Raw genomic sequence first — 22,774 nt, 5'->3', positions numbered from 1 at the left:
GCTCACTCCTCCCAGGCGGGGAACTCGTCGGCAGGCGGGACGTGCACCTCGGTGACGCGGTTGCGGTAGGACACGAACGCCGTCCGGCCACCCTCGCGCAGCTTGACCCGGATCTCCTCGGTGTTCAGCGGCTCGCCCGGGTCGTAGCCGTGCGCCCAGGTCGCGAACGCGCGCATCGGCCCGGAGTGCGTCGCGGCGACGATCCGCCGGTGCCCGGGGCTCTCGGCCATCAGCCGGTGGAAGCCCCGCCAGAACCGGCGCACGCACAGCGCGGGCGGCTCGAAGTACATCATCGGGATGGTCAGCCACATCTGGATCGGGTCGGCGCCGCCCAGCTGCGTCCGGTAGAAGCGGTCGATCTCCACGAGCCAGCGCGGCCGGTCGCCGACCGCCATCCGCTCCAGCTTCTCCATCGTCGCCTGGTACTGCCGGAACGCCGAGGTCACGTCCCGCAGCCCGTCGGGGGTCCAGACGCCGAAGTTGCGCAGCTCGGGGATCGCCTCGGGCTCGGAGAGCTCGACGTCGTGGCCCCACATCTGCAGCCCGTCGGTCGCACCGCGGTAGATCTGCTCGGCGGTCTGCCGGGCCCGGTTCGTCGCCGCGCACACCAGCCGCACCTTGTCGCCGGAGTCCCAGCGCCGCGACAGCTCGTGCCCGCGGCGGTGCGCCTGCCAGCCGCCCATCGGCGTGAGGCCCGCGTCGGTCGAGTACCCCTGCGTGATGCCGTGCCGGATGATCGAGATCTCGCAGACGATCCGCTCCGACGACCGGCGTTCCACCGGCGCGGCGATCTCCTTGCCGCGGGTGGCCTCGGCCAGCGCGGGGGTGAACCTCGCGCCCTCGAACTCGACGGTCGGCGACGGGGCCGGGGCGGCGTCCGTGGTGGTGGCGCCTGCGGCGGCCGTGCGCTCCCGGAAGCGGCGCAGGTAGAGCGGGGTGGAGTCCGTCGTGACGGTCCCGTTGTTCTCGTCGCTCCCGGCCGGGGCCCCCCGGCGTTCCCGGTAGCGGGAGAGGTAGTTGGGCGCCTCGTACCGGTCGAGCTTGCGGGGGCCGGTCACGAGTGCACCGTGAAGAAGCGCTCGTTGACCTCGCGGTGGTAGTAGAAGATCGCGCGCCCCATCTCCTCCTCGGTCCACGTGATCGGCTCGAAGTCCGGGTCGACCCAGTAGCCGCCGGTGAACAGCTCGTTTCGGTTGCCGACGGGGTCGAAGAAGTACGTCGTGTAGCCGCGGGTGACGCCGTGGCGCGTGGGCGCGACGTCGATCTGCACCCCGTGGTAGGCCAGCGTGTCCGCCGCCTCCCGGATGCCGTTCCAGTCGTCCATCCAGAACGCGAAGTGGTGCAGGCCGCCGTTCGGGCCGGTGATGACGGCGACGTCGTGCGGGGTGTGGCTGCGCTCGAGGAACGTCGCCAGCTGGTGGCCGTCGTTGGCGAGGATCTGCTCGGTCAGCCGGAACTCCAGCAGCCCCGTGAAGAACGCGGTGAACGCCTCCACGTCCTCGGCCATCACGAACACGTGGTCCAGCCGCGGCGGCGCGATGCCGACGAGGTCCTGGGGCCGGGGCGGTGGGTTGGTCATCGGCAACATGTTGCCGACGCGCTCCATCCCGTGCACCAGCTCGACGAGGTGCCCCGACGGGGCGTCGAAGCGGATCGCCTCGCCCCAGCCCGGGCCCAGCTCGCGGGCGGCGTAGCGCTTCACCGCGACGCCCGCGGTCTCCAGCTTCGTCGTGAAATGGTCGAGGTCGGCGGCCTCGGCGACCTTGAACGACATGTGGTCGAGGCCGTAGGTCGGCGCCTGGCGCAGGACGACGGAGTGGTGCTCCTGCTCGTCCCAGCACTTGAGGAAGACGCGTTCGGCGCCGTCGCGGACGTCGCGCGCGGTCTCGATCAGGCCGAGGACCTCGGTGTAGTAGGCGGCGCAGAGCTCGAGATCGGGCACGCGGACCTCGACGTGCTGCAGCCTCAGGATTCGGTCGGGCATGTGGTGAGCTCCTTCGCCCGGGAGAGGGATGCAAGCCGGTGGGGCCTGCGGAACCGGCGGGGCGGGTCAACTAGGTGTGCATGCGCAGGAAGCGCTGGCTGACGACGTTCTCGTAGTAGAAGAGGCCCTTGCCGAACTCGTGCTCGGTCCAGGTGATGATCTCGCTGTCCGGATCGACCCAGTAGCCACCGGTGAAGACCTCGTTGCGGATCCCGAGCGGGTCGAAGAAGTAGATCGTGTTGCCGCGGGTGACACCGTGGCGCGTCGGTCCCTGGTCGATCTGCACCCCGTTGTAGGCCAGCGTGTCCGCGGCCTTGCGGATCTGGTCCCAGTCGTCGAGCCAGTAGGCCCAGTGGTGCAGCGCGCCGTTGGGGCCGTTGACGATCGCGATGTCGTGCGGCGAGTTCGTCCGGCCGGCGAGCCACACCCCGAGCTGGTGGCCGTTGCCGTCGAGGACCTGCTCGGTGATGCGCAGCCCCAGCACCTCGGTGAAGAACGTGGCCGCCTCGGCGACCTCCTCGGCGTTGACGAGCAGGTGGTCGATGCGCGGCGGCGCGATGCCGGGCAGGTCGGGCGGCGGCACCGGTGCCGGGTTGTGCTTGCCCAGCAGGCCGCCCGTCTTCTCCAGATCCCAGACCAGCTCCATGACCTGGCCCGACGGGACCTCGAAGCGCAGCGACTCCCCCTGGCCGACGGCCTCGCCGCGGCTGACCCGCGTCGTCGGGCACCCGTACGCCTCGGCGCGCTTCTCGAAGTCGTGCAGGTCGTCCTCGGCCTCGACGCGGAACGTGAAGGAGTCCAGCCCGGTGCGCGGGTGGTAGCGCATCCGCAGCGAGTGGTGGTCCTCCTCGTCCCAGCACTTGAAGTACGCGGTGTCGTCGGTGCGCAGCACCTGCTGCAGACCCATGACCTCGGAGTAGTAGGCGGCGGACAGGTCGAGGTCCGGCGTGCGGACGTCGACGTGCGCGAGTCTCAGGATCCCCACTGCGCGAGCTCCCTCGAGTGGCCGGGGCGTCTTGACGGGTCGACGGTAGCCGTCCTAGCGTTCCGGAGAACAGCCTTGTCGTTCCGTAAATCGGAACGTCGTCCCCGGAGTGAGGTCATGACGGGAAGCCGTCCGGAGAACATGCGCGCCGCGGTCGCCGAGTACGTGGCGGCGCTGCACCGTGCGTACCTGGCCCAGGCCGACACGTTCCCGCCCGCGGTCCGGGGCGCGATGCCGTTGCTGGCCGCCGGGCCCCCGATCACCGTCGCCGCCGTCGGCGCGCGCAACCTGCACCTGCTGGCCACCCGCGAGGGGCTGGGCCCGCTGCGCGGCCAGGAGGTCGAGGTGGCCGGCACGTTGCCGGGGCTCGACTGGACGGTGCGCTTCTACGACCCCGTCGTCGTTCCGGCACTCGGGCTACTGGAGGAGGCCGACGGCCCGGCCTACGACGGCGTCCGGTCCGCGCTCGGCGTGGGCACGGTCGTCTACCACGTCGTCGCGCAGCCCGGGTCGGGACTGACGCCGCACCACGCCGCGCACGTCGGGTCCGGGCTGGCGAGCGGGCACTCGGCCGCGGCCCGCGACTTCGAGACGATCCGCAGCCGGGTCCGCGGCCGCGAGCACCTCGTGGACGAGCTCGCGGGCGCCGCGAGCGCCGGCCTGCCGCACGCACAGGCGTTGCTCGCCAAGGCGATCTCGCCGCACAACGCCGAGGTCGCCGCCGCGGCCGACGGCCTGGACCCGGACTCGATCAGGCGCGCCCTGGTCACGGCGGTCGGCGGCCGTCGCGACTGGACGCCCCGCCCGCCCGGCGCGGAGGCCACCACGTGACCGACGCGCCGCTGTCCACGGTCACCAACGCCGCCCGGCTGCTCAAGGCGTTCCTCACCCGGGAGGAGTCGATCGGGGTCTCCGAGCTCGCCCGCCGGCTCGGGCTCGGCAAGTCCGCGGTGCACCGGCTGCTCACCACGCTCGCCGCCGAGGGGCTCGTCGAGCAGAACCCCCGCACGGGCGGCTACCGGCTCGGGATCGTCGTCTACGAGCTCGGCGAGGCCGTCAAGGTGCACCTGGACCTGCACGCCGCGGCCGGGCCGGTGCTCGTCAGGCTGCGCGAGGAGACCGGCGAGTCGTCGCAGGTCGGGGTGCTCGACGGCGCCGAGGTCGTCTACGTCGACCGGCTGGAGAGCGCCTACTCGCTGCGGCTGTTCACCGAGACGGGACGCCGCGTCCCGGCACATGCCACGAGCTCGGGCAAGGTCCTGCTCGCGCACCTGCCCGACAGCGCGCTCGACCGGGTGCTCGCGGCGGGCCTGCCGGGCTTCACGCCGAACACCGTCACCGACGCCGGCGCGCTGCGCGCCGAGCTCGCGAGCATCCGGGCGCAGGGCTGGGCCCGGTCGGTCGACGAACGGGAGATCGGGGTCGCCTCGGTCGCCGCGCCGATCCGCGACGTGCACGACGAGGTCGTGGCCGCGATCAGCATCGGGGCACCGTCGGCCCGGCTGGGCGCGGCGGTACGGCGCCGCTACGCGCGGCTGCTCGTCGAGGCGGGCGAGGCGGTGTCGCGCCGGCTCGGCTGGGTTCCGACGGCCGAACGCCGGCCCGCCGCGCAGGTCCGCTGAGTGGAACGGCCGGGCTGACACCGCGAACCCGGCCCACGACGATCGGTACCCCGGGCTGCGGGCCCGGGGAGGGAGTGCGAGGAGGACCATGCCCGTCACGGACGCGCCGGCCAAGGCCAGGGCGCTCTACGAGGCCCGGCGCACCCGTGTGCCGATCCCGCCGTTCACCGACGCCGAGCCCGACCTCGGGATGGACGACGGCTACGCCATCCAGCAGGAGCTCGTCCCGCTGCTGCTCGCCGACGGCGACACGATCGTCGGGCACAAGGTCGGGCTGACGTCCAAGCCCATGCAGCGCATGATCGGGGTCGACTCGCCGGACCACTCCCCGGTGCTCGGCTCGACCGTCTTCGCCGACGGTGAGGTCATCCCGCCCGACGCGTTCATCGCACCCAAGGCCGAGGCGGAGATCGTCTTCGTCATGGGTGAGCGGCTCGCCGGGCCGGGCGTGACCGTCACGGCCGCGCGCCGCGCCGTCGCCGGGGCCGTCGCCGGCTTCGAGATCGTCGACTCCCGCATCGCCGACTGGCGCATCAAGCTCGCCGACACCGTCGCCGACCTCGCCTCGTGCGGGGCCGTGGTGACGTCGTCGCGGATCGTGCCGATCGAGGGGGTCGACACCCGGCTCATCGGGATGACGCTCACCCGCAACGGCGAGCTCGTCGACACCGGGGCGGGCGCCGCGGCACTCGGCGACCCGGTCGCCGTCGTCGCCTGGCTCGCGAACGTGCTGGGGCGCAAGGGCGTCGCACTCGAGCCGGGCCACATCGTCATGACGGGCGCGCTGCACGCCGCGGTCCCCATGCAGCCCGGCGACGTGTTCCGCGCCGACTTCGACCGGCTCGGCGCGGTGACCGCCCGCGTCGGCCACCCACGGGAGGCGACAGCGTGAACACCGCAGAGCTCGCGGCGCGGCTGCAGAAGGCCGTCGCCGGGCGCACCGCCATCGAGCCGCTGAGCGGCGAGTTCCCCGACCTCGACCTCGACGCCGGCTACGCCGTCCAGCGCGTGCTGCGCGAGTCGGCCGGCCCGCTCGTCGGATGGAAGCTCGGCGTGACCTCCCGGGCCAAGCAGGCACAGGTCGGGGTCTCGGCGCCGGTCTACGGGTTCCTGCCCGGCTCGGGCGCGCTCGACGTCGGCGAGCCCCTCGACACCGCACAGCTCATCCAGCCGCGCTGCGAGCCAGAGATCGCCTTCGTCCTCGGCCGCGACCTGGCGGGGCCGCACGTCACCGCCGCCGACGTCGTCGCCGCGTCGTCCGGGGTGGCCGTCGGCATCGAGGTGCTCGACTCCCGGTACCGCGACTACCGGTTCACCATGGCCGACGTCGTCGCCGACAACACCTCCGCCGCCCGGTTCGTCGTCGGCACGCCGGTGCCGCTCACCGGGATCGACCTGCGCGTCGTCGGGGTGGTGCTGGAGCACAACGGCGAGGTCGTCGCGACGGCCTCGGGCGCCGCGTCACTCGGGCACCCCGCCGCCGCGGTGGCCTGGATGGTGCGCCGGATGGCCGCCGACGGCGAGGGCCTGCGCGCGGGCGACGTCGTGCTCTCCGGCGGTCTCACCGCCGCCGTGCCCGTCGCGCCGGGCGACGTGGTCGTCGCGTCGATCGACCGGATCGGCACGCTCGAGCTCGGCTGCCGCTGAGCCCTCTGGGAGGTAACGATGCCGCTCGTCCAGATCACCCTCGCCCGGGGCCGCAGCCCCGAGCAGCTCGCCGCGCTCGGCGCCGCGGTCACCGCCGCCGTCGAGGAGTCGATCGGTGCGGCCCGGGAGACCGTGCGCGTCGTCGTCAACGAGTGCGAACCCGAGCACTGGTTCGTCGGCGGCGAGTCGCTCGCGGACCTGCGGGCGAGCGGACGCCGATGACGCTGCTCCCCCTCGGCGGCGACCCCGTCGCCGGCGAGGGGGCCCGCGTCGTGCGCGCCGACGACGGGCGCGCCTTCGCCGTGTTCGTCGTCGACGGGTCCTACGTGGTCACCGACCCCCTCTGCCCGCACAACCGGGGGCCGCTGGCCGAGGGGCGGGTCGACGGCGGGGTCGTCCGCTGCCCGTGGCACTGGTACCGCTTCGACCTCGCGACCGGCGAGTGCCGGACCCAACCCGCCCTGCGCCTCGGCGTCTACCCGGTGCTGCGTCGCGACGACGGTTGGGTCGCCGACGTCGGGGACGAGCCCGTCGCGATGTCGATGTCCGAACGCCTGCGCGCGCACGCCCGCGGCGAGCTGCCCCGACCGCACCCGGGAACGGCACTGCACCCGGGCCGTCGCCCGCAGGGGTAGGCCATCCCGCGCGCAACCTCACCGCCCTCCGGCGGCCCGCGCCCGACCGTGAGGTTGCGGCCGGGGCGCCGGCTGCCCTCACTCACAGGTGCGGGCAGGAGGGTGTCAGTGCTCCGGTTCGTGCCCGACGGCCGTCGCGCCCGTCGGGGTGATCTCGCCCGTCCAGCCGCAGGCCGAGCACCAGCAGTAGAACCGGCGGGCGGAGCCCTCCCAGAACTCGGTCGCGAGCGCGGGCGGGGCACCGCACTGCGGGCAGTGCCGCGGCACGTCGCGACGGTGGGCCGCGGCGTCGGCGGCGAAGCGCCGGTCGGGTCCGCGCTCGACCCGGCCCGGCGGCGCCGGTCTCACGACGCCGACCCGGACGCCACCCGCTCGGCCGCGCTGACGTGGATCTTCTTGATCGTGTCGAGCATCGGGGAGAACCGGGTCGAGCCCATGTCGCAGAAGTCGAGCGCGAACCGCGCGCCGGCGTGGAACTTGTCCTTCTCGCACGGCAGGTCGATGCGCTCGTGCTCCTCGCGGATCGTGCCGATCGGGTCCTCACCGCGGGCGACCCGGTCCATCTGCTCGCGGAACATCTTGCGCAGCATCGCCACCCCGATGTCGGAGCGGCCCAGGTGCTCGGTGGTGCGGTCGGTGATCGCGCCCTGCGTCACCCAGGCCATGATGTCCTGGCCCTCGACGTAGTTGACGACGTGGCGGCCGTTCTCGTCGAGCACCGGGATCCGGTAGTCGGGCACCATCGGCTGCTCGACGTGCTCGTAGCCCTCGTCGGGGCGGTGCACCGTGTAGAGCATGAACCGGGTCGTCGTCCGGTTGACCGGGACGCGGATCTGCATCTGGTGCACCCCGCCCCCGCCGACCCGCATGTTGTACGGGAAGACGAGCGGGTGGCCGACCTTCCAGTCGTCGTTCTCCTCGCTCGCACCCTCGAGCACACGGCGCTTGATGATGCCCCACTCGAACGGCGTGAACCCCACCTTGACGTGCTTCTTCGCGAACGACGCCGGCGAGGTGAAACCCTCGTGGCGGCCGATGAACGAGAAGTACCGGCCGTGCAGCCACTCCACGTGGTGCGGGTCGACGGCGTTCTCCATGATCTGGACGTAGTTGCAGGGCAGGTCGGCCCAGCCGATGTCGCGGAAGCCCTCCATGACGTAGACGTCGAAGCGCGGCAGTCGCGGCGCGGGGCCCGGGCCGACGTAGGCCCACACCAGTCCTCCCAGCTCCTCGGCGACGCCGGCCTTCGCGGAGACGCGGGCGCCGAAGCGGGTGTCGTCGCGCTCGGCGGGCTGTTCGATGCACGCGCCGGACTCGTCGAACACCCAGCCGTGGTACGGGCAGCGCAGGCCGTCGGGTTCGACGACGCCGTAGGCCATCGACGCCTTCCGGTGCGGGCAGGCCTCGGGGACGATCCCGTACCGGCCGCTGGGCGAGCGCCACAGCGCGAAGAACTCCCCCAGCAGCTCGACGCGCTTGACCGGGAACTCGGCGAGCTCGCGGGTGAACGCCACCGGGTACCAGTAGCGCCGCAGCACCTCCCCCATCGGCGTACCGGCGTCGACCTGGGTCAGCTCGTCGTTCTGCTCGGCGGTCAGCATCCGCGCTCCCCTGCTCGTGGTGGTGGCGGAACGGTAGGTGGCGGGGTGGGCACCGACAAGGAATCCTTCCCGCATGGAGGGAAACCGGCAGGAGAGGCCGTCGTGGGAGCTGACGTCGGTGCGCAACGCGGCGCGGCTGCTCAAGGAGTTCTCCCGCACCGACCGCGAGCTCGGCGTCTCCGAGCTCGCGCGCCGGCTGGGCCTGGCGACGAGCACCGTGCACCGGCTGCTCGCGACGCTGGCCGCCGAACGGCTGCTCGACCGCGGTGCGACGCCGGGCTCCTACCGGCTCGGGCTGGCCATGTTCGACCTGGGCGCCGCGGTGGCCCCGACGCCGGACCTGCAGGAGGCCGCACTGCCGGTGATGGCGGTGCTGCGCCAGACCACCGGCGAGACGGTGCAGCTGGCGGTCCTCGACGGGCTGGAGTCGGTGTACGTCGACCGGCTGGAGAGCCCGCACACCGTGCGCATCTTCTCGCGCGTCGGCACCCGGCTGCCGGCGCCGACGACCGCGACGGGCAAGACGCTGCTGGCCGCCCTCGCCCCGCGGGACCTCGACGACCGGCTACGCGAGTGGCGACCGGAACGGGCGACGCCGTACTCGATCGTCGACGTCGACACGCTGCGGGCGCGGCTGCGCGAGATCGCGGACCGCGGCTGGGCGGAGAACCGCGAGGAGAGCCGGGTGGGGGTGGTGTCGGTGGCCGCGCCGGTCCGGGGGGCCGACGGCGGCGTCATCGCCGCGCTGTCGGTGGCCGCACCGACGACGCGCGCGACCCCGTCGGCCCAGCGCCGGGTGCGGGAGGCGGTCGTCGACGCGGCCGGCGTGCTGTCGCGCCGGCTCGGACACGGCTCCGGCCCGGCCCGGTGACATAGGCTCGCCGGATGCAGATCAGTCTCTTCGGCTACCTCGGCACCGGCGCGGGCCCCACCGTCACCGACGCGTACGTCGCCGAGCTCGCGCAGGCGCGCGAGGAGGGGTTCGCCCGCTACTGGACCGCTCAGCTGCCGACCGACCCCGACCTGCTCACGGTGCTGGCCGTCGGGCTGCGCGAGGTGCCCGACATCGAGGTCGGCACCGGCGTCGTCCCGATCCAGCCGCAGCACCCGATGTCGCTGGCGCAGCGGGCGCTGACCGTCAACGAGATCGGGCAGGGCAGGCTCACGCTGGGCCTCGGGCTGAGCCACAAGCCCGTCGCCGAGGGTGCCTGGGGACTGCCGTTCGACCGGCCGGTGCGACGGATGTCGGAGTACCTCGACGCGCTGCTGCCGTTGCTGGCCGACCGCAGGGTCACGGCCGAGGGCGAGACCGTCACCGCCCGCGGGTCGCTGCGCTACCCGGACGCACCCGCCCCGCCCGTGTACCTCGCCGCGCTCGGCCCGCAGATGCTGCGGCTGGCCGGCAGGCGGACCGCCGGCACCGTCACCTGGATGACGGGGCCCCGCACGCTGGCCGACCACGTCGTCCCGACGATCCGCGAGGCCGCACGGGAGGCCGGCCGGTCGGCGCGGGTCGTCGCGTCGCTGCCGATCGCGGTCACCGACGACGTCGCCGCCGCCCGCGCGGAGGCCGCCCGGCAGTTCGCCGTGTACGGGCGGCTCCCGTCCTACCGGGCGATGCTCGACCGCGAGGGCCACGCCGGCCCGGAGGACGCCGCGGTCATCGGCGACGAGCAGGACGTCTCCGCACGGCTCGCGCAGCTGCGCGACGTCGGCGTCGACGAGTTCGTCGCCCTGCCCTTCGCCCCCGATCCCGAGGTCCGCGCGCGCACCCGCGCCCTGCTGCGCGCCTGACCCCGCGGCCCCGCGCGGCGGGACGGCCGGCCGGTCCCGGCGGTTGAGCGGACATTGTGCGTCCGGACCCGGCATGCGGGACCGGCGTTGACTCCGGCGCGGCGTACCGGTGTGCTCGCAGGCGTGATCACGTGGCCGACGGGTGCGCGCCTGACCGAGCGCCGCCACGTCGACCTGTGCCGCACCGGGACCGCCCAGTGTCCGCCGGCACGTCGCGAGCTCCCGGCCTGCGGGAGCTGAAGCTCCCGCCCTGCGGGAGCTGACCTGCGGCGTGCCGCCCCGCCCGCGCGGGAGCCGCGCGGGGACCGACACTCCCCGGGAGACCCCATGACCACCGCCACCACCCGCGAGGACGGCCTGCGCGCCATCGTCGACGCGACCGCCTCGGCCGTCGCCGACGACCCCGGCAAGGCCGCCGCGCTCTTCCGCGCCACCGGCGAGGGCGCCGAGGGCGTCCGCACCGAGATCCGGATCGGCCGGCACGCGGTCACGATCGACGAGCCGCCCGCGCTCGGCGGCGACGACGCGGCCATCAACCCGGTCGAGTCGGCGCTCGCCGCGCTGCTGTCGTGCCAGGTCGTCACGTACCGGTTCTGGGCCGCGAAGCTCGGCATCCCGCTCGACGACGTGCGCGTCCGTACCGAGGGCGACCTCGACGTGCGCGGCTTCTTCGGGCTCGACGAGGCCGTGCGCCCCGGTTTCGGGGAGGTCCGGCTCGCGGTCGAGCTGCGGGGCCCGGCGCCGGCCGAGGACTACGCACGGCTGCAGGAGACCGTCGACGCGCACTGCCCGGTGCTCGACCTGTTCCGCAACACGACGCCGGTCGCGACGACCCTGACCACGGGCTGACCGGCACGCGACCTCGGGGTGGGCGGCGGGCGGCCGCCCACCCCGGGCCGTCAGCGACCGGGGACCGGCTTGCCGCTGAAGACGTACTTCTGTGCCAGGGCGACCGGGTCGTAGGCGACGGGCGCCTGCTCCTGCGCGGTCACGGTGACCGGGCGCGACTGCACGATGCAGATGCCGTCGCCCGCCCGCCGGTGCCGGGAGATGACCCACTCGACGTCGACCGGGTAGCCGTAGTGCCGCTCGATCGCCGACACGGCCTCGACGACCGCGCCGATCTGCTCGTCGTCGAGCACCCTTCGGTCGGCCAGCCGCGCGGGCATCTCGACCTCGGTGACGCGCCCGTCGGCGAAGTCGAACGCCGAGACGATCGCCTTGTGCGCGACGTCGTAGCGCAGGACGCGGCCGTCGGTCTTGCCGACCTCGATGTGGTCGGGGTCGACGACGCCCTGCACGATCGCCTCGCCCCACCCCCACGACGTCTCGATGACGACGCGGTCGGGCTTGCCCGTCACCGGGTGCACCGAGAAGGCCACCCCGGACGCGCGGGCGTGGATCAGCTCGATGACGCCGACGGCGATGGGCATGTCGTGGTGGCTGATGCCCTTGCGCAGCCGGTAGGCCAGCGCGCGGGCGGTGAACAGCGACCCCCAGCAGGCGCGGACGGCGTCGAGCACCCGCGGCGCGCCCGACACGCCGAGGTAGGTGTCGAAGATGCCCGCGAAGGAGGCGTCGGCCGCGTCCTCACCGGTCGCCGAGGAACGCACCGCCGTCGGCACGTTGACGTCGACGCACCGCACGCACAGCTCCTCGTAGGCCTCGGTGATCTCCGCGACGAGGGCGTCGGACATCGGGGTGGTGACGAACAGCTCCCGGATCGCCGCCGAGGCCGTCCCGACCTCGGCCTCCGAGGGCCCCGCCGGGTCGGCGGCCAGCGGCGCGAGGATCGCGTCGATCCGCGGGTCCAGGCCGGCGTCGGCACAGTGCCGGCGGTAGGCGTCGACGGTGACCGCGAAACCCTGCGGCACCTCGACCCCGGCCCGGTGCAGGTCGGCGAGCCTGCCGATCTTGGATCCGGCGGCCGCGACCGCCTCGCCCGGCTCGGCCGCGTCGACCCACACCACGGAACCGCTGTCCACGACGACCCCCGTCACGGCTGTCCGGTTGTGTCCTGGCCCGCCCCGGCCAGCTCGGCGGCCCGCTTCAGGATGGTCACCCTGCCGTTCGTGCCGTCGACCTCGATCTTGTCGCCGTCGCCGATCGCGACGGTGGCGATCCCGACCGCGGTGACGGTCGGCACCCCGTACTCACGGCCGACGATCGCCGCGTGGCTGAGCATGCCACCGCCGTCGCACACCGCCGCCGCGATCTTGCCGAACGCGGGCGTCCAGTTGGGCGACGTCGACTCGCACACCAGGATCTCACCAGGCGCGACGCGGTGCAGCTCGTCGGAGCTCTGCAGGACCCGCGCGACGCCGGTCGCGATCCCGCGGGCCGCCGCGACGCCGGTCAGCGTCGTCTCGTTGGCGGCGTCCGGGTTCTGCACGGCGCGCAGCGACCCCGGGTTGATGCCGAAGATCTCGATGAGCACGGGGTCCTCGACCGAGTCCGGGACGGTGCCCAGCACCTTGGGCATCTCCGAGCGCCGGGTGTGCCAGTGGTCGAAGTACTGGCGGCGGTCGGTGACGAGACTGCGCAGCTCGCCGCCGTAGGGCTTGCCGGCGGCGACGTCGAGCAGCTCGGGCCAGAACAGGTAGAGCATGTCGTCGCGGCGGTCGGCGCCGACGCGGTCCGCCAGCTCCTGGCAGGCCTGCCGCAGCGGCAGCATGACCTTCAGGTCGATGTAGTAGTTGTGGTCGTCCTGCCACCACGGGAAGTTCGCGGCCTGGTTTGCGGCGAGCCCGCCGTCGAACACCGCCTGCTCCTCGCGGGTCAGCCCGGACCGGGCCGCGTCGATGGCGGCGTCGCGCTCATCGAGGGCGTTGCGGGCGGCGGCCTCGAAGTCGTGGTCGGTCTCCTTCATCAGGAACGTCTTGATGTTGCCGAAGGCGTTGGTGTTGTCCTCGATCCAGCTGGGGACGCCCACGTCGCAGGTGGCGTCGGTGCGGTGGCCCCAGACCTGCAGCCAGTCGTCGAAGTCGGTGAGCCACTGCGACGCCGACCCGCCGTGTGCCGACAGCGCCTCGCGCATCCGGCCCGGCTCGTTGTCGGCGAAGACCTGCGAGAGGCCTGCCTGCCGCGCCTTGACCGCCAGCGCGTAGAGCTCGCGGTCGAGCTCCATGATCTTGGTGTCCTCGCCCTGCAGGAACTTGCCGACGAGGCCGGTGTCGATGCCCATCTCGGCGCACGAGCCGTAGAACCCGAGGAAGTTGACCAGCATCGGGTACATGACGTTGAAGTGGATCTCCATGGCGCGCTTGTGGTAGCGACGGGCCTGCCGGATCAGGGTGCCCAGCTCGGCGGTCGGGACCGTCGCGAGGTCGATGCCGCGGAAGTAGTCCCACGTGGCCTCGAGCTCGTCGCGCCCGGCCTCCCAGATCGAGCGGTAGTTCTGCAGGAAGTGCGGCAGGTTGGTGCCCAGCCGGTTGGCGCGCGCCGCGATCTCCCGGGGGTCGGTCTCGGGAATCGGCGAGCCGTAGAGGTGGGTGCCCGCGAAGCGGCACGTCACCCCGCGACCGGGCGGCAGCGGCAGGCTCTCCGACGCGCCCTGGGTGCCGGCGCAGTACCCGTCCGCACTCCACAGCGTGGCCGCGAGCGGGGTCAGCCCGCGCGACCAGTGGAAGTCCAGGAACCAGAACGCGTCCTCGTCGCCCGGCTTGAACGGCGACGGCGCGTCCACCACGTACGGGAAGTCGAAGTGCTCCGGCTTGTACCCGGGGTACCAGTCACCGGTGTACTCGCCCAGGGGGACGACGTTCGCCATCGGATCTCCTCTGATCGGGACGATGGGTCGGACCGTGACAGTGCACACATCGGGGCGGCAACCCGGCCGTTCTCCCCTGCCGAACGTCCGGCCCCGGCACCGTCGCGCCGAGCTGCCGTTTCGCGCCGCGGAACGCGCCGCTTCCGGCGCGGACGGGCCCGTTCGTAAGGTCAGCGGATGCCAGACGGGACGCCCGGCCGATGACGGCGCTGCTGCTCGACGTCGGCGGCGTGGTGATCCGCTCCGGATCGGAGATGCTGGAACTGCTCGGCAGGCGCGAGCCCGCCGTCCGCGCCGTCGCCGCCCGGCGCGGACCGCTGGGACCCGAGCCCGATCCGGACTGGGACCGCATGCTGCGCGGCGAGCTCAGCGAGCGCGAGTACTGGGCGTTGCGTGCCGCGGAGGTCGGCCGGGCCCTGGGCCGCGCGGGCTGGCCGGTGTCGGAGTTCATGGCCGAGCTGTTCGAGCGGCCGGGTGTCGACGTCGTCCGGCCCGCCGCTGCCGCGCTCGTGGCCGACGTCCGCGCCGCCGGGCTGCCACTGGGCGTGCTGACCAACGACCTGGCCGCCTTCCACGGCGACGGCCCGCTGCGGGCGGGCCTGGCGTTCCTCGACGACGTCGACGTGCTGATCGACGGCTCGTGGAGCGGGGTGCTCAAGCCCGACCCGCGCAGCTACGCCGCCGCGGTCGACGCGCTGGGGGTCCCGGCTGGCGAGATCGTCTTCGTCGACGACATGCCCGCCAACATCGAGGGCGCCCGGCGCGCGGGGCTGCGGACGGTCCAGCTCGACCTGCGCGACCCCGACGCCGCGTTCGCCCGGGCGCGCTCCTGCCTCGGTCTGGTACCCGCCCGATGACCGCGGAGGTCGCCGTCGTCGCCGGGGCGTCCGGGGCCCTGGGCGGCGCGATCGCCGACGCCCTGCGCGCCGCCGGGCTGCACGTCGTCGCGGTCGCGCGGACGGCGCCGCCGTCGGGTCCCTCGACCACCGGGTGCGCCGCGGACGTCGGGACCGCCGCCGGGGCGGACGCGGTGAGCGCCGCGGTCGCGGCCGCGGGCGGGCCGGTCCGGATGGTCGTGCAGGCGGTCGGGCTGCCACCCACCGGGCCGCTGGACGCCATCGACCCCGACGCGCTGGGCGCGACCGTCGCCCTCAAGGTCGGGGGGCTGTTGCGGCTGGTCAGGGCGGTGGATACGCAGCTGGTCGGCGGGTCGCGGATCGTCGCGCTCGGCGGGCACTACGGCAGCGAGCCCTCCCCCGACGCCTGCGCCGCGGGCGTCACCAACGCCGCGCTGGCCAACCTGGTGCGCCAGCTCGCCGTCGCCTACGGGCCGCGCGGGGTGACCGCGCACCTCGTCGCGCCGGGTCCGGTCGACACCCCGCGGATGCGCGGGCTGGCCGCGGCGGCCGCGCGGCGGCGCGGGGTCGCGGTCGAGAAGGTGCTCGCCGAGCGGGCGGCCGAGTCGCCGCTGGGCCGGCTCGTCACGCCCGAGGAGGTGGCCTGGACGGTGACGACGCTGCTCGCCCCGCAGGCCGACGCCCTGCACGGCGCCACCCTGGCCCTCGACGCCGGCGCCCGCCGCGGACTCTTCTGACCGATCCGGTGCGTGCGGCGACGGATCGGTCGCCGCACGCACCGGATCAGGGTCGCCGCGCGGCCCTGGCGGCGATCTCCTCGGCACGGGCCGCCGCGGCCGGGACACCGGCGATGCCCCAGTCGTCGGGCGGCACCTCGACGATCCGCGCGCGGACCAGCTCGCGCGGGCTCCCCAGCACGGTGACGACGGCGTCGGTCAGGGCGGCGAGCAGCCGGTGCCGCTGCTCGACCGGCCGCCCCTCCAGCACGAGGGCCGTCACGTACGGTGCCTCCACGCCGATCTCGCCGCCGGTGATCCACTGCCCGGGCGGGTGCTCGGTCACCCAGCCGCGGACCCGCGCGGGCGGCGAGTCGAGGACCTCGGCGTACCGGCGCGTCAGCTCGCCCAGCAGTTCCGCGAGACGCTGCGGCGGGTGCCGGTCGGCCAGCACGTGAACCTCGAAGATCGGCACGTCAGCCGCCGTCGATCGCCATCACGACGGCCTTGGGCTCGGTGAAGAACTCGCGGCTGAAGGTCCCGCCCTCGCGTCCCCACCCGGAGTCGCCGACGCCGCCGAAGGGCGCCCGCAGGTCACGGACGAAGAAGCAGTTCGTCCACACCGTGCCCGCCCGCAGCCGCGCCGAGACCCGGTGGGCGCGCGAGAGGTTCTCGGTGAAGACCATCGCGTTGAGCCCGTAGCGGCTGCCGTTCGCGGCGGCGACGGCCTCGTCCTCGGTGTCGAACGGGGTCACGGTGACCACCGGCCCGAAGATCTCCTCGCACTGGATGGGCGAGTCGGGCGCCGCGTCGACGACGACCGTCGGCCGCACGAACCAGCCGTCGCCGGGACCGCCCGTGAGCACCTTGCCGCTCGGGTCCTCGAGGTAGCTCGTGACCTTGGCGTGGTGGGTCTGCGACGACAGCGGGCCGATCTGGGTGCCGGCGTCCTTCGGGTCGCCGACGACCAGCGCATCGGCCGCGGCGACGAACCGGGCGAGGAACTCGTCGAGGACCGGGCGTTGCACGTAGAGCCGGGAGCCGGCGAGGCAGACCTGGCCGGCGTTGGTGAAGATCGCCCTGATCGACCAGTCGACGGCCGTGGTCAGGTCGGCGTCGGCGAACACGAGATTCGCGCCCTTGCCGCCCAGCTCCAGGCTGACCGGGGTCAGGTTGCGGGCGGCGGCGGCGGTGATGACACGTCCGGTCGACGACTCACCGGTGAAGGTGATCCGGTCCACCCGCGGGTCCGCGGTCAGCGCCGCCCCCGCGGAGTCCGGACCGTAGCCGTGCAGGACGTTGAGCACGCCGGGCGGCAGTCCGGCCTCGACCGCGAGCCGGGCCAGGATCGTCGCCGACGCCGGCGAGTCCTCCGCCGGCTTGAGCACGACGGTGTTCCCCCAGGCCAGGGCCGGTGCGATCTTCCAGCTCTCCAGCATCAGCGGGAAGTTCCACGGCGCGATCGCGGCGACGACGCCGGCGGGCTCGTAGCGGGCGTAGGCGTGGTGGCCGGTGTCGGTCGGGTAGGCCTCCGACGCCGACAGCCGGGCGTGGTCGGCGAAGAACCGCAGATTCTGGGCGGTGCGCGGGACGTCCTTGCCCAACGCGTCGGAGACGGGCTTGCCCATGTCACGGGTGTCGGCCATGGCCAGCTCGGCGGCGTTCGCCTCGACGAGGTCGGCCAGCCGGTGCAGCAGTGCGCCGCGCTCGGCGAACCCCATCCGCGGCCAGGGCCCCTCGTCGAACGCGCGCCGGGCCGCCGTGACGGCCAGGTCGGCCTCCGGGGCGCCGCCCAGGGCGACCCTCGCCCAGGGCGACTGCGAGTAGGGATCGACGGAGTCGAACTCCGCGCCGTCGAGCGACGCGCGCTCCTCACCGTCGATCACGTGCCCGAACCGTTCGTCCATGGCAGCGACCGTCGCATCCGGACGGAACGCCCGGGAAGGCGAGCGTTCGGCCTGGTGGAACGCGGGCGTGCGGCGCCGGCTGCGGGTCCGGCGCACCGAACCCTCCCGGGAGGGGTCGGCGGATCCGCCCGACGCGACGGGCGTGTCAGGCGTCGGGCTCGTCGAAGATCGCGACCGCCCGGGTCCACCCCGCCGACGCGGCGTGGATCTTGACCGGGAAGCACGAGATCTGAAAGCCCGTCGCGGGCAGCGACTCGAGGTTGTGGAGCTTCTCGATGTGGCAGTAGCCGATGTCGCGGCCCACCCGGTGGCCCTCCCAGATGATCGAGGGGTCGCCCTCGGCCGCGTAGCGCCGCGCGGTGTGCACGAACGGCGCGTCCCAGCTCCACGCGTCGGTCCCGGTGAGCCGGACGCCGCGTTCGAGCAGGTACAACGTCGCCTCGCGGCCCATGCCACAGCCCGTCGACACGTAGTCGTCCTCGCCGTAGCGGGCCCCCGCCGCCGTGTTGACGACGACGATCTCCAGCGGCGAGAGCGTGTGCCCGATGCGATCGAGCTCGGCCTCGACCTCGGCGGCGGTGACGACGTGGCCGTCGGGCAGGTGCCGGAAGTCGAGCTTCACGCCGGGCTGCAGGCACCACTCCAGCGGCACCTCGTCGATGGTGATGGCGCGGGCGCCGCCGTCCATCGTGGACGCGTAGTGGTACGGCGCGTCGAGGTGCGTGCCGTTGTGCGTCGTGAGCCGCACACGCTCGATGGCCCAGCCCTCGCCGTCGGGGAGATCCGCGCGGGTCGCCCCCGGGAAGAACGACAGGACGTCCGGGGCCGTCGCCTCGTGGTCGAGGTACTCGATCTGCGGCTCGTGGCCCGGCGGGTCCGACCGGATCCCCGCCGTCAACGCCACCGAGATGTCGACGAACCTGCGCACTAGCCCTCCCCGATCTCCGCGCGCAGGATACGTGCCGCCTCGGCCATGGCCGCCAGCTTGCCGCGGGCGATCTGGCGGGGCAGGGCGAACTGGCCGCAGTCGGTCGTGAGGTGGATGCGCTCGGGCGGGACGTGGGCCAGCGCCCTGCGCACACCCGCGACGATCTGCTCGGGCGACTCGACGACGAGCTTCTTGATGTCGATGACCCCGATCCCCAGGCCCTTCTCGCTCGGGTACTTCGACCACAGCGCGAAGTCGTCCTCGGGGAAGCCGGTCTCGGCGAACGCGTACTCCACGGCGTCGACCTGCAGGTCGCGCGCGACCATCTCGTGGAACCCGCCGTACGGGGTGACCCCGACCGGGACACCGCTGCCGAGGTGGCAGATGTGGTCGGTGAGCCAGCCGCCGAGGTTTGCCGGGCCCATCCCCGAGCAGAACTTGACCGTCCGCGGGCTGACCGCGCGGGCGGCCCGCCACAGCTGCGCGAGGTGCATCGTGCCGCGGCCGATCTCGCCGGTGACGACGACCTCGTTCCACGTGTTGCCGAACGCCGCGACGGTCTGGTCGCCGAAGCCCGTCATGACGGTGCTGGTCTCGGGGACCACGGCGATGCCGTCGAGGTGTTCGGCCGGGTAGAGCAGGAACGACGAGATCACGCCGTCGTGGCGGTCGTACCAGAGGTGGCCGTCGGTGGGCAGGTCGATGCCGGCGTCGACCTGGTCGCCGATCATGGCGCGCACGCCGTCGGCGAAGGCCTCGGCGAAGTCCGCGCGGCGCAGGGCGACGCGGATGTCCTCGGCGCCGAGGTCGAAGTGGTTCCAGTGCGGACGGGGGTAGGAGCCGACCTGGGTCGTCGGGAGGAGATGGCCGACGACGTCACCGAGCTGCCTGGTCACGGGGGCCTCCGCGGCGGTGCGGGAACGGGTCCCCCCGAGACTCGCGCGGTCGTCGTCGCGGATCATTCGCCGTTTCGGTTGCGATCCCGCGGCACGGCTCCCGCGCCGATGATCGACTCGGTGGCGACGACGACGGCCCGCGCCGCCTCGCGGAACGCCCGCACCGCGGGCCGCTCGTCGCCCTCCCGGCTCGCGACCGACACGAGCGCGGCCGGCCCGGCGAGCGGGACGTAGCGCACGCCCGGGTGCGGGAAGAACCGGCGCGCGGGCTCGCCGTGCACACCCAGCTGCCCCGACGTCGCGACGGCGGCCGGGACCGCCGCGGGCGAGCGCACGACCGTCGACGTCGATCCCGAGGACCCGGCCGGACCGGCCCAGTCGGCGAGACCGGGGTGGCGGCCCACGAGCCGGACCCACTGGGCGTCACCGACGTCGGCCTCGGTGAGTCGAGCGGCCCCGGCCAGCGGCGACCCGGCCGGGACGACGGCCCAGCGCCCGGTGTCGAGCACCCGATCGAGGCGCAGCCCGTCGACGGGCCCGATGTCGTGCACGACCGCGACGTCGACGGCCCCGGAGCGGACCAGGTCGTACTGGCCGTCCCAGTCGGTCTCGACGTGGTCGAGGCGCAGCGCGGGATGTCACTGCGCGAGCAGCGCGCGCACCCCGGCCACCTGTCGGCCAACCCGAACCCGAGCACGCCGACACGGAGCACCTGCGGGTCGGCCGGCGGGCGGTCGGCGACGGTGGCCAGGTCGTCGACCTGCGCGAGCGCCGCCCGCGCCCTGACGACGAAGCGCTCCCCCGCGGGCGTCAGGGCCACCCGCCGGCTGGTCCGCGCGAACAGCCGCGTGCCCAGCTCGCGTTCCAGCTGCTGGATGCGGCGGCCGAACGCCTGCGCGGCGATGTAGTGCCGTGCCGCGGCGCGGCCGAAGTGCAGCTCCTCGGCGAGCGTGACGGCGTAGCGCAACGACCGGATGTCCACGGGCGGGCACCGCCTTGTCGAGGGCCTCGTCGACGGTGCCGAGCACACTACGCGCGATCGCCTTCCGGTGGTGGGCCCGCAGGAGCGGCCATAGCCTCCGAGGGATGCGGCATCACGACCTCCTCGTCATCGGCGCCGGGTCGGGCAACGCGGTGGTCGACGAGGCGTTCTCCGACCTCGACGTCGCGATCGTCGAGGAGCGCCGGTTCGGCGGCACGTGCCTCAACGTCGGCTGCATCCCGAGCAAGATGCTGGTCCGCGCGGCCGACCTCGCCGACGACGTCCGCGACGCCGGGCGGCTCGACGTCGAGGCGCAGCTGCGCGGGGTGCGCTGGCGCGAGCTGCACGACCGCGTCTTCGGCCGGCTCGACCCCATCGCCCGCGACGGGCGCGCCGGCCGCGAGGACACGCCGTGGATCACGGTGTACGACGGGCACGCGCGGTTCACCGGCCCGCGGACGCTCGACGTCGGCGGCACCGCCGTGCACGCCGACCGGATCGTGGTCGCGGCGGGATCGCGGCCGGTGGTCCCGCCGCCCGTCGCCGACTCCGGACTCCCCTACGAGACCTCGGACACCGTCATGCACATCGACGCGCCGCCGCGCCACCTCGCCGTCCTCGGCGGCGGCTACATCGCGGCGGAGCTGGCGCACGTCCTGGCGGCCGCGGGCAGCACGATCACGATGATCGACATGGCCGACACCCTGCTCTCGGGGCAGGACGTGCTCGTCGCGCGGGAGTTCACCGAGCTGGCGTCGAAGGACAGGGACCTGCGGCTGGGCCGTGAGCTCACGAGGCTGTCGGGTGCGCCCGGCGAGCTGGTGCTCACGCTGGACGACGGCTCGACGGTCGAGGCCGACATGCTGCTGGTCGCCGTCGGCCGGACACCCAACGGCGACCGGCTCGACCTCGGGGCCGCGGGGATCGACGTCCACGACGACGGCCGGATCGTCGTCGACGAGTACCAGCGCACCACCGCGGACGGGGTCTGGGCGCTCGGGGACGTCAGCACGGCGGCGCCGCTCAAGCACGTCGCGAACCGGGAGGCGCAGGTCGTTCGACACAACCTGCTGCACCCCGGCGATCTGATCCGGGCCGAGCACGACGTCGTCCCCTCCGCGGTCTTCACCCGGCCGCAGATCGCGGCCGTCGGCGCGACGGAACAGGAGCTCGCGGCGGCCGGGACGCCGTTCACGGTGGGCCTGGCCCGGTTCTCCGACGTCGCCTACGGATGGGCGTCGGAGGACACGACGGGCTTCGCCAAGGTCCTCGCCGAGCCGGGCACCGGGCGGTTGCTCGGCGCGCACATCCTGGGCCCGCAGGCGGCGACGCTGATCCAGCCGCTGGTCGTCGCGATGACGCTCGGGATCGACGCCCGCACGCTCGTCGAGCGCCCGTACTGGATCCATCCGGCGCTGACGGAGGTCGTGCAGCAGGCGGTGGGGGCGAGTCGCCGGTAGCTGCTCAGCCCTCGGCCGCCAGCCCGGCGCGCAGCGTCGTGAGGCTGCGGGCGAGCAGCCGGGAGACGTGCATCTGCGAGATGCCGATCTCCTCGGCGATCTGCGTCTGGGTCATGTCCCGGAAGAAGCGCAGCATCAGGATCGTGCGCTCACGTTCGGGCAGCGACTCCAGCAAGGGGCGTAGCGCGTGCCGGTACTCGACGTGGTCGAGCTCGCCGTCGAGCTCACCGAGCCGCTCGTGGGAGGACTCGCCCGTCTCCGGGTCGACGGGTTCGAGCGGGTCGCTGTGGTGGCCCGCCTTCGCGGTGAGCGCCTCGACGACCTCGCTGACGTCCACGCCGAGATGTGCGGCGAGCTCACTGGGCCGCGGCGCGCGGCCGAGCTGCTGGGACAGCGGGCCGGTCGTCTTGTTGATGGCGACGGCGAGGTCCTTGAGCCGGCGCGGCACCCGGACCGCCCACGTGCGGTCGCGGAAGTAGCGCAGCATCTCCCCGCGCACGCACGGCACGAGGTAGCCGAGCAGGTCCGCGCCCGCGCGGTCGGGGTCCCAGCGGTCGATCGCGCTGATCAGCCCGACGGTGCCGACCTGCACGAGGTCGTCGTAGCCGCCCGGGTACCCGGCCGAGTGCCGCAGCGCGAGGTGCCGGACGATCGGCAGGAACGCGAGGATCAGCTCGGAGCGCAGGGCGTCGCGGCGGGGGTCCGAGGGCGGCGTCGCGGCGAGCTCGCGCATGGCCTCGGCGTGGCGGGCGTACTCGCTGGGCGGCGCGTACGGGGCGTCCTCGGCGAGCGGGGGTTCGTCCGGCGGCGGACCGGGAACCGGTAGGTCGGGAACGACGATCTCGTCGGTGGCCATCGCTCTCCCTCGTCGCCGACGGTGGGAGGCGACTGGCTGCACCTCGAACCTGCTCCCCGGACGGTACAAGCACCCGGGGCGCCCCGCCATGCGCCGGGGTGGGCGGTCAGCCGGCCCGGGTCCCCCGCACGACCC

General features: G+C 73.9%; 26 protein-coding genes and 1 pseudogene. 13 read left to right on the top strand and 14 right to left on the bottom strand.

Features of this window, described 5'->3' with window-relative positions; translation table 11 throughout:
* Positions 1-2 precede the first annotated feature (2 nt).
* The 3 genes from PSD17_RS01090 to PSD17_RS01080 form a co-directional block, all read right to left on the bottom strand.
* Complete coding sequence (locus PSD17_RS01090) at positions 3-1,058, bottom strand: histidine phosphatase family protein (protein WP_339121000.1); 1,056 nt, start codon at positions 1,056-1,058, stop codon at positions 3-5.
* Entirely contained in the window at positions 1,055-1,984 is a 930-nt protein-coding gene (locus PSD17_RS01085; protein ID WP_013674655.1) for a catechol 2,3-dioxygenase, read from the bottom strand. Before PSD17_RS01085 ends, PSD17_RS01090 begins: the two co-directional genes overlap by 4 nt.
* A 70-nt stretch (positions 1,985-2,054) precedes the next feature.
* The gene (locus PSD17_RS01080) at positions 2,055-2,969 is read right to left on the bottom strand and encodes a catechol 2,3-dioxygenase (RefSeq protein ID WP_339120999.1); all 915 of its coding nucleotides are present in this window, start codon (positions 2,967-2,969) and stop codon (positions 2,055-2,057) included.
* A 117-nt stretch (positions 2,970-3,086) separates the two neighbouring features.
* On the opposite strand from PSD17_RS01080, the gene PSD17_RS01075 reads away from it, so the two are divergent.
* The 6 genes from PSD17_RS01075 to PSD17_RS01050 all read left to right on the top strand — a co-directional run bounded on the left by PSD17_RS01075 (position 3,087) and on the right by PSD17_RS01050 (position 6,873).
* Positions 3,087-3,800, top strand: coding sequence for a hypothetical protein (locus PSD17_RS01075; RefSeq protein WP_103380602.1), 714 nt, complete (start codon positions 3,087-3,089; stop codon positions 3,798-3,800).
* A complete protein-coding gene (locus PSD17_RS01070; protein WP_013674652.1) occupies positions 3,797-4,591 on the top strand; it encodes an IclR family transcriptional regulator in 795 nt (264 codons plus the stop codon). The genes PSD17_RS01075 and PSD17_RS01070 overlap by 4 nt, the downstream gene beginning before the upstream one ends.
* Positions 4,592-4,679: 88 nt before the next feature.
* Positions 4,680-5,483, top strand: a complete 804-nt coding sequence (locus PSD17_RS01065) for a 2-keto-4-pentenoate hydratase (RefSeq protein ID WP_339120998.1) — start codon at positions 4,680-4,682, stop codon at positions 5,481-5,483.
* Positions 5,480-6,238: a 2-keto-4-pentenoate hydratase gene (locus tag PSD17_RS01060; RefSeq protein WP_339120997.1), complete on the top strand. Its 759-nt coding sequence runs from the start codon at positions 5,480-5,482 to the stop codon at positions 6,236-6,238. The genes PSD17_RS01065 and PSD17_RS01060 overlap by 4 nt, the downstream gene beginning before the upstream one ends.
* Before the next feature lie 18 nt (positions 6,239-6,256).
* Positions 6,257-6,460: a 2-hydroxymuconate tautomerase gene (locus PSD17_RS01055; RefSeq protein WP_013674649.1), complete on the top strand. Its 204-nt coding sequence runs from the start codon at positions 6,257-6,259 to the stop codon at positions 6,458-6,460.
* Positions 6,457-6,873 carry a Rieske (2Fe-2S) protein gene (locus PSD17_RS01050; RefSeq protein ID WP_013674648.1) on the top strand — a complete coding sequence of 139 codons (417 nt, stop codon included), beginning with the start codon at positions 6,457-6,459 and terminating at the stop codon, positions 6,871-6,873. The genes PSD17_RS01055 and PSD17_RS01050 overlap by 4 nt, the downstream gene beginning before the upstream one ends.
* Positions 6,874-6,978: 105 nt before the next feature.
* Here the strand turns inward: PSD17_RS01050 and PSD17_RS01045 are convergent, their stop codons facing one another.
* Both PSD17_RS01045 and PSD17_RS01040 read right to left on the bottom strand, forming a co-directional pair.
* Positions 6,979-7,221, bottom strand: a complete 243-nt coding sequence (locus PSD17_RS01045) for a hypothetical protein (RefSeq protein ID WP_013674647.1) — start codon at positions 7,219-7,221, stop codon at positions 6,979-6,981.
* A complete protein-coding gene (locus tag PSD17_RS01040; protein ID WP_013674646.1) occupies positions 7,218-8,474 on the bottom strand; it encodes a Rieske 2Fe-2S domain-containing protein in 1,257 nt (418 codons plus the stop codon). The genes PSD17_RS01045 and PSD17_RS01040 overlap by 4 nt, the downstream gene beginning before the upstream one ends.
* A 73-nt stretch (positions 8,475-8,547) precedes the next feature.
* Between PSD17_RS01040 and PSD17_RS01035 the strand changes: the two genes are divergently transcribed.
* The 3 genes from PSD17_RS01035 to PSD17_RS01025 all read left to right on the top strand — a co-directional run bounded on the left by PSD17_RS01035 (position 8,548) and on the right by PSD17_RS01025 (position 11,117).
* The gene (locus PSD17_RS01035; protein ID WP_339120995.1) at positions 8,548-9,345 is read left to right on the top strand and encodes an IclR family transcriptional regulator; all 798 of its coding nucleotides are present in this window, start codon (positions 8,548-8,550) and stop codon (positions 9,343-9,345) included.
* Positions 9,346-9,359: 14 nt separating this feature from the next.
* Entirely contained in the window at positions 9,360-10,268 is a 909-nt protein-coding gene (locus tag PSD17_RS01030; RefSeq protein ID WP_339120993.1) for a TIGR03564 family F420-dependent LLM class oxidoreductase, read from the top strand.
* 327 nt (positions 10,269-10,595) lie between these two features.
* A complete protein-coding gene (locus PSD17_RS01025; RefSeq protein WP_013674643.1) occupies positions 10,596-11,117 on the top strand; it encodes an OsmC family protein in 522 nt (173 codons plus the stop codon).
* 50 nt (positions 11,118-11,167) lie between these two features.
* On the opposite strand, the gene PSD17_RS01020 is transcribed toward PSD17_RS01025, so the two are convergent.
* Together PSD17_RS01020 and PSD17_RS01015 are read right to left on the bottom strand one after the other, a co-directional pair.
* Positions 11,168-12,253, bottom strand: a complete 1,086-nt coding sequence (locus PSD17_RS01020; RefSeq protein WP_234027828.1) for a PEP/pyruvate-binding domain-containing protein — start codon at positions 12,251-12,253, stop codon at positions 11,168-11,170.
* 11 nt (positions 12,254-12,264) lie between these two features.
* Positions 12,265-14,037: a PEP-utilizing enzyme gene (locus PSD17_RS01015; RefSeq protein ID WP_013674641.1), complete on the bottom strand. Its 1,773-nt coding sequence runs from the start codon at positions 14,035-14,037 to the stop codon at positions 12,265-12,267.
* Between the two features lie 200 nt (positions 14,038-14,237).
* On the opposite strand from PSD17_RS01015, the gene PSD17_RS01010 reads away from it, so the two are divergent.
* Together PSD17_RS01010 and PSD17_RS01005 are read left to right on the top strand one after the other, a co-directional pair.
* Positions 14,238-14,894, top strand: coding sequence for an HAD-IA family hydrolase (locus PSD17_RS01010; protein ID WP_013674640.1), 657 nt, complete (start codon positions 14,238-14,240; stop codon positions 14,892-14,894).
* Positions 14,891-15,631 carry an SDR family NAD(P)-dependent oxidoreductase gene (locus tag PSD17_RS01005; protein ID WP_339120991.1) on the top strand — a complete coding sequence of 247 codons (741 nt, stop codon included), beginning with the start codon at positions 14,891-14,893 and terminating at the stop codon, positions 15,629-15,631. Before PSD17_RS01010 ends, PSD17_RS01005 begins: the two co-directional genes overlap by 4 nt.
* Positions 15,632-15,677: 46 nt before the next feature.
* Here the strand turns inward: PSD17_RS01005 and PSD17_RS01000 are convergent, their stop codons facing one another.
* From PSD17_RS01000 to PSD17_RS00980, 5 genes are all read right to left on the bottom strand, one after another.
* Complete coding sequence (locus PSD17_RS01000; RefSeq protein WP_013674638.1) at positions 15,678-16,085, bottom strand: tautomerase family protein; 408 nt, start codon at positions 16,083-16,085, stop codon at positions 15,678-15,680.
* A 1-nt stretch (position 16,086) separates the two neighbouring features.
* The gene (locus PSD17_RS00995; RefSeq protein ID WP_339120989.1) at positions 16,087-17,517 is read right to left on the bottom strand and encodes an aldehyde dehydrogenase; all 1,431 of its coding nucleotides are present in this window, start codon (positions 17,515-17,517) and stop codon (positions 16,087-16,089) included.
* Between the two features lie 145 nt (positions 17,518-17,662).
* Positions 17,663-18,445: a cyclase family protein gene (locus tag PSD17_RS00990; protein WP_013674636.1), complete on the bottom strand. Its 783-nt coding sequence runs from the start codon at positions 18,443-18,445 to the stop codon at positions 17,663-17,665.
* On the bottom strand, positions 18,445-19,341 hold the full coding sequence (locus tag PSD17_RS00985) for a hypothetical protein (RefSeq protein ID WP_339120986.1): 897 nt from the start codon (positions 19,339-19,341) through the stop codon (positions 18,445-18,447). The genes PSD17_RS00990 and PSD17_RS00985 overlap by 1 nt, the downstream gene beginning before the upstream one ends.
* A gap of 62 nt (positions 19,342-19,403) precedes the next feature.
* Complete coding sequence (locus PSD17_RS00980) at positions 19,404-19,925, bottom strand: LysR substrate-binding domain-containing protein (RefSeq protein ID WP_339121027.1); 522 nt, start codon at positions 19,923-19,925, stop codon at positions 19,404-19,406.
* Between PSD17_RS00980 and PSD17_RS00975 the strand changes: the two genes are divergently transcribed.
* Complete coding sequence (locus PSD17_RS00975; protein WP_339121028.1) at positions 19,887-20,249, top strand: hypothetical protein; 363 nt, start codon at positions 19,887-19,889, stop codon at positions 20,247-20,249. The two genes, PSD17_RS00980 and PSD17_RS00975, sit on opposite strands and share 39 nt — an antisense overlap.
* Here PSD17_RS00975 and PSD17_RS00970 read toward each other — a convergent pair.
* A pseudogene (locus PSD17_RS00970) lies at positions 20,198-20,323 on the bottom strand (LysR family transcriptional regulator); the annotation flags it as partial. The gene PSD17_RS00975 and the pseudogene PSD17_RS00970 overlap by 52 nt on opposite strands.
* 104 nt (positions 20,324-20,427) lie before the next feature.
* Between PSD17_RS00970 and PSD17_RS00965 the strand changes: the two are divergent.
* Positions 20,428-21,783, top strand: coding sequence for a mycothione reductase (locus PSD17_RS00965; RefSeq protein ID WP_339120984.1), 1,356 nt, complete (start codon positions 20,428-20,430; stop codon positions 21,781-21,783).
* A 4-nt stretch (positions 21,784-21,787) separates the two neighbouring features.
* On the opposite strand, the gene PSD17_RS00960 is transcribed toward PSD17_RS00965, so the two are convergent.
* On the bottom strand, positions 21,788-22,639 hold the full coding sequence (locus PSD17_RS00960; RefSeq protein ID WP_339120982.1) for a sigma-70 family RNA polymerase sigma factor: 852 nt from the start codon (positions 22,637-22,639) through the stop codon (positions 21,788-21,790).
* Positions 22,640-22,774: the final 135 nt, after the last annotated feature.

It is taken from the genome of Pseudonocardia sp. D17 (assembly GCF_036984265.1).
Lineage (GTDB): Bacteria > Actinomycetota > Actinomycetes > Mycobacteriales > Pseudonocardiaceae > Pseudonocardia > Pseudonocardia benzenivorans.
Note: the sequence above shows the minus strand (reverse complement) of the source record. Positions and strands in the feature narration are given on the sequence as shown.

Coding starts and splice junctions, on each gene's coding strand:
- PSD17_RS01085 (WP_013674655.1), bottom strand. CDS start 1,984: ATGCCCGACCGAATCCTGAGGCTGCAGCACGTCGAGGTCCGCGTGCCC.
- PSD17_RS01075 (WP_103380602.1), top strand. CDS start 3,087: ATGACGGGAAGCCGTCCGGAGAACATGCGCGCCGCGGTCGCCGAGTAC.
- PSD17_RS01065 (WP_339120998.1), top strand. CDS start 4,680: ATGCCCGTCACGGACGCGCCGGCCAAGGCCAGGGCGCTCTACGAGGCC.
- PSD17_RS01055 (WP_013674649.1), top strand. CDS start 6,257: ATGCCGCTCGTCCAGATCACCCTCGCCCGGGGCCGCAGCCCCGAGCAG.
- PSD17_RS01050 (WP_013674648.1), top strand. CDS start 6,457: ATGACGCTGCTCCCCCTCGGCGGCGACCCCGTCGCCGGCGAGGGGGCC.
- PSD17_RS01040 (WP_013674646.1), bottom strand. CDS start 8,474: ATGCTGACCGCCGAGCAGAACGACGAGCTGACCCAGGTCGACGCCGGT.
- PSD17_RS01035 (WP_339120995.1), top strand. CDS start 8,548: ATGGAGGGAAACCGGCAGGAGAGGCCGTCGTGGGAGCTGACGTCGGTG.
- PSD17_RS01030 (WP_339120993.1), top strand. CDS start 9,360: ATGCAGATCAGTCTCTTCGGCTACCTCGGCACCGGCGCGGGCCCCACC.
- PSD17_RS01025 (WP_013674643.1), top strand. CDS start 10,596: ATGACCACCGCCACCACCCGCGAGGACGGCCTGCGCGCCATCGTCGAC.
- PSD17_RS01015 (WP_013674641.1), bottom strand. CDS start 14,037: ATGGCGAACGTCGTCCCCCTGGGCGAGTACACCGGTGACTGGTACCCC.
- PSD17_RS01010 (WP_013674640.1), top strand. CDS start 14,238: ATGACGGCGCTGCTGCTCGACGTCGGCGGCGTGGTGATCCGCTCCGGA.
- PSD17_RS01005 (WP_339120991.1), top strand. CDS start 14,891: ATGACCGCGGAGGTCGCCGTCGTCGCCGGGGCGTCCGGGGCCCTGGGC.
- PSD17_RS00995 (WP_339120989.1), bottom strand. CDS start 17,517: ATGGACGAACGGTTCGGGCACGTGATCGACGGTGAGGAGCGCGCGTCG.
- PSD17_RS00965 (WP_339120984.1), top strand. CDS start 20,428: ATGCGGCATCACGACCTCCTCGTCATCGGCGCCGGGTCGGGCAACGCG.
- PSD17_RS00960 (WP_339120982.1), bottom strand. CDS start 22,639: ATGGCCACCGACGAGATCGTCGTTCCCGACCTACCGGTTCCCGGTCCG.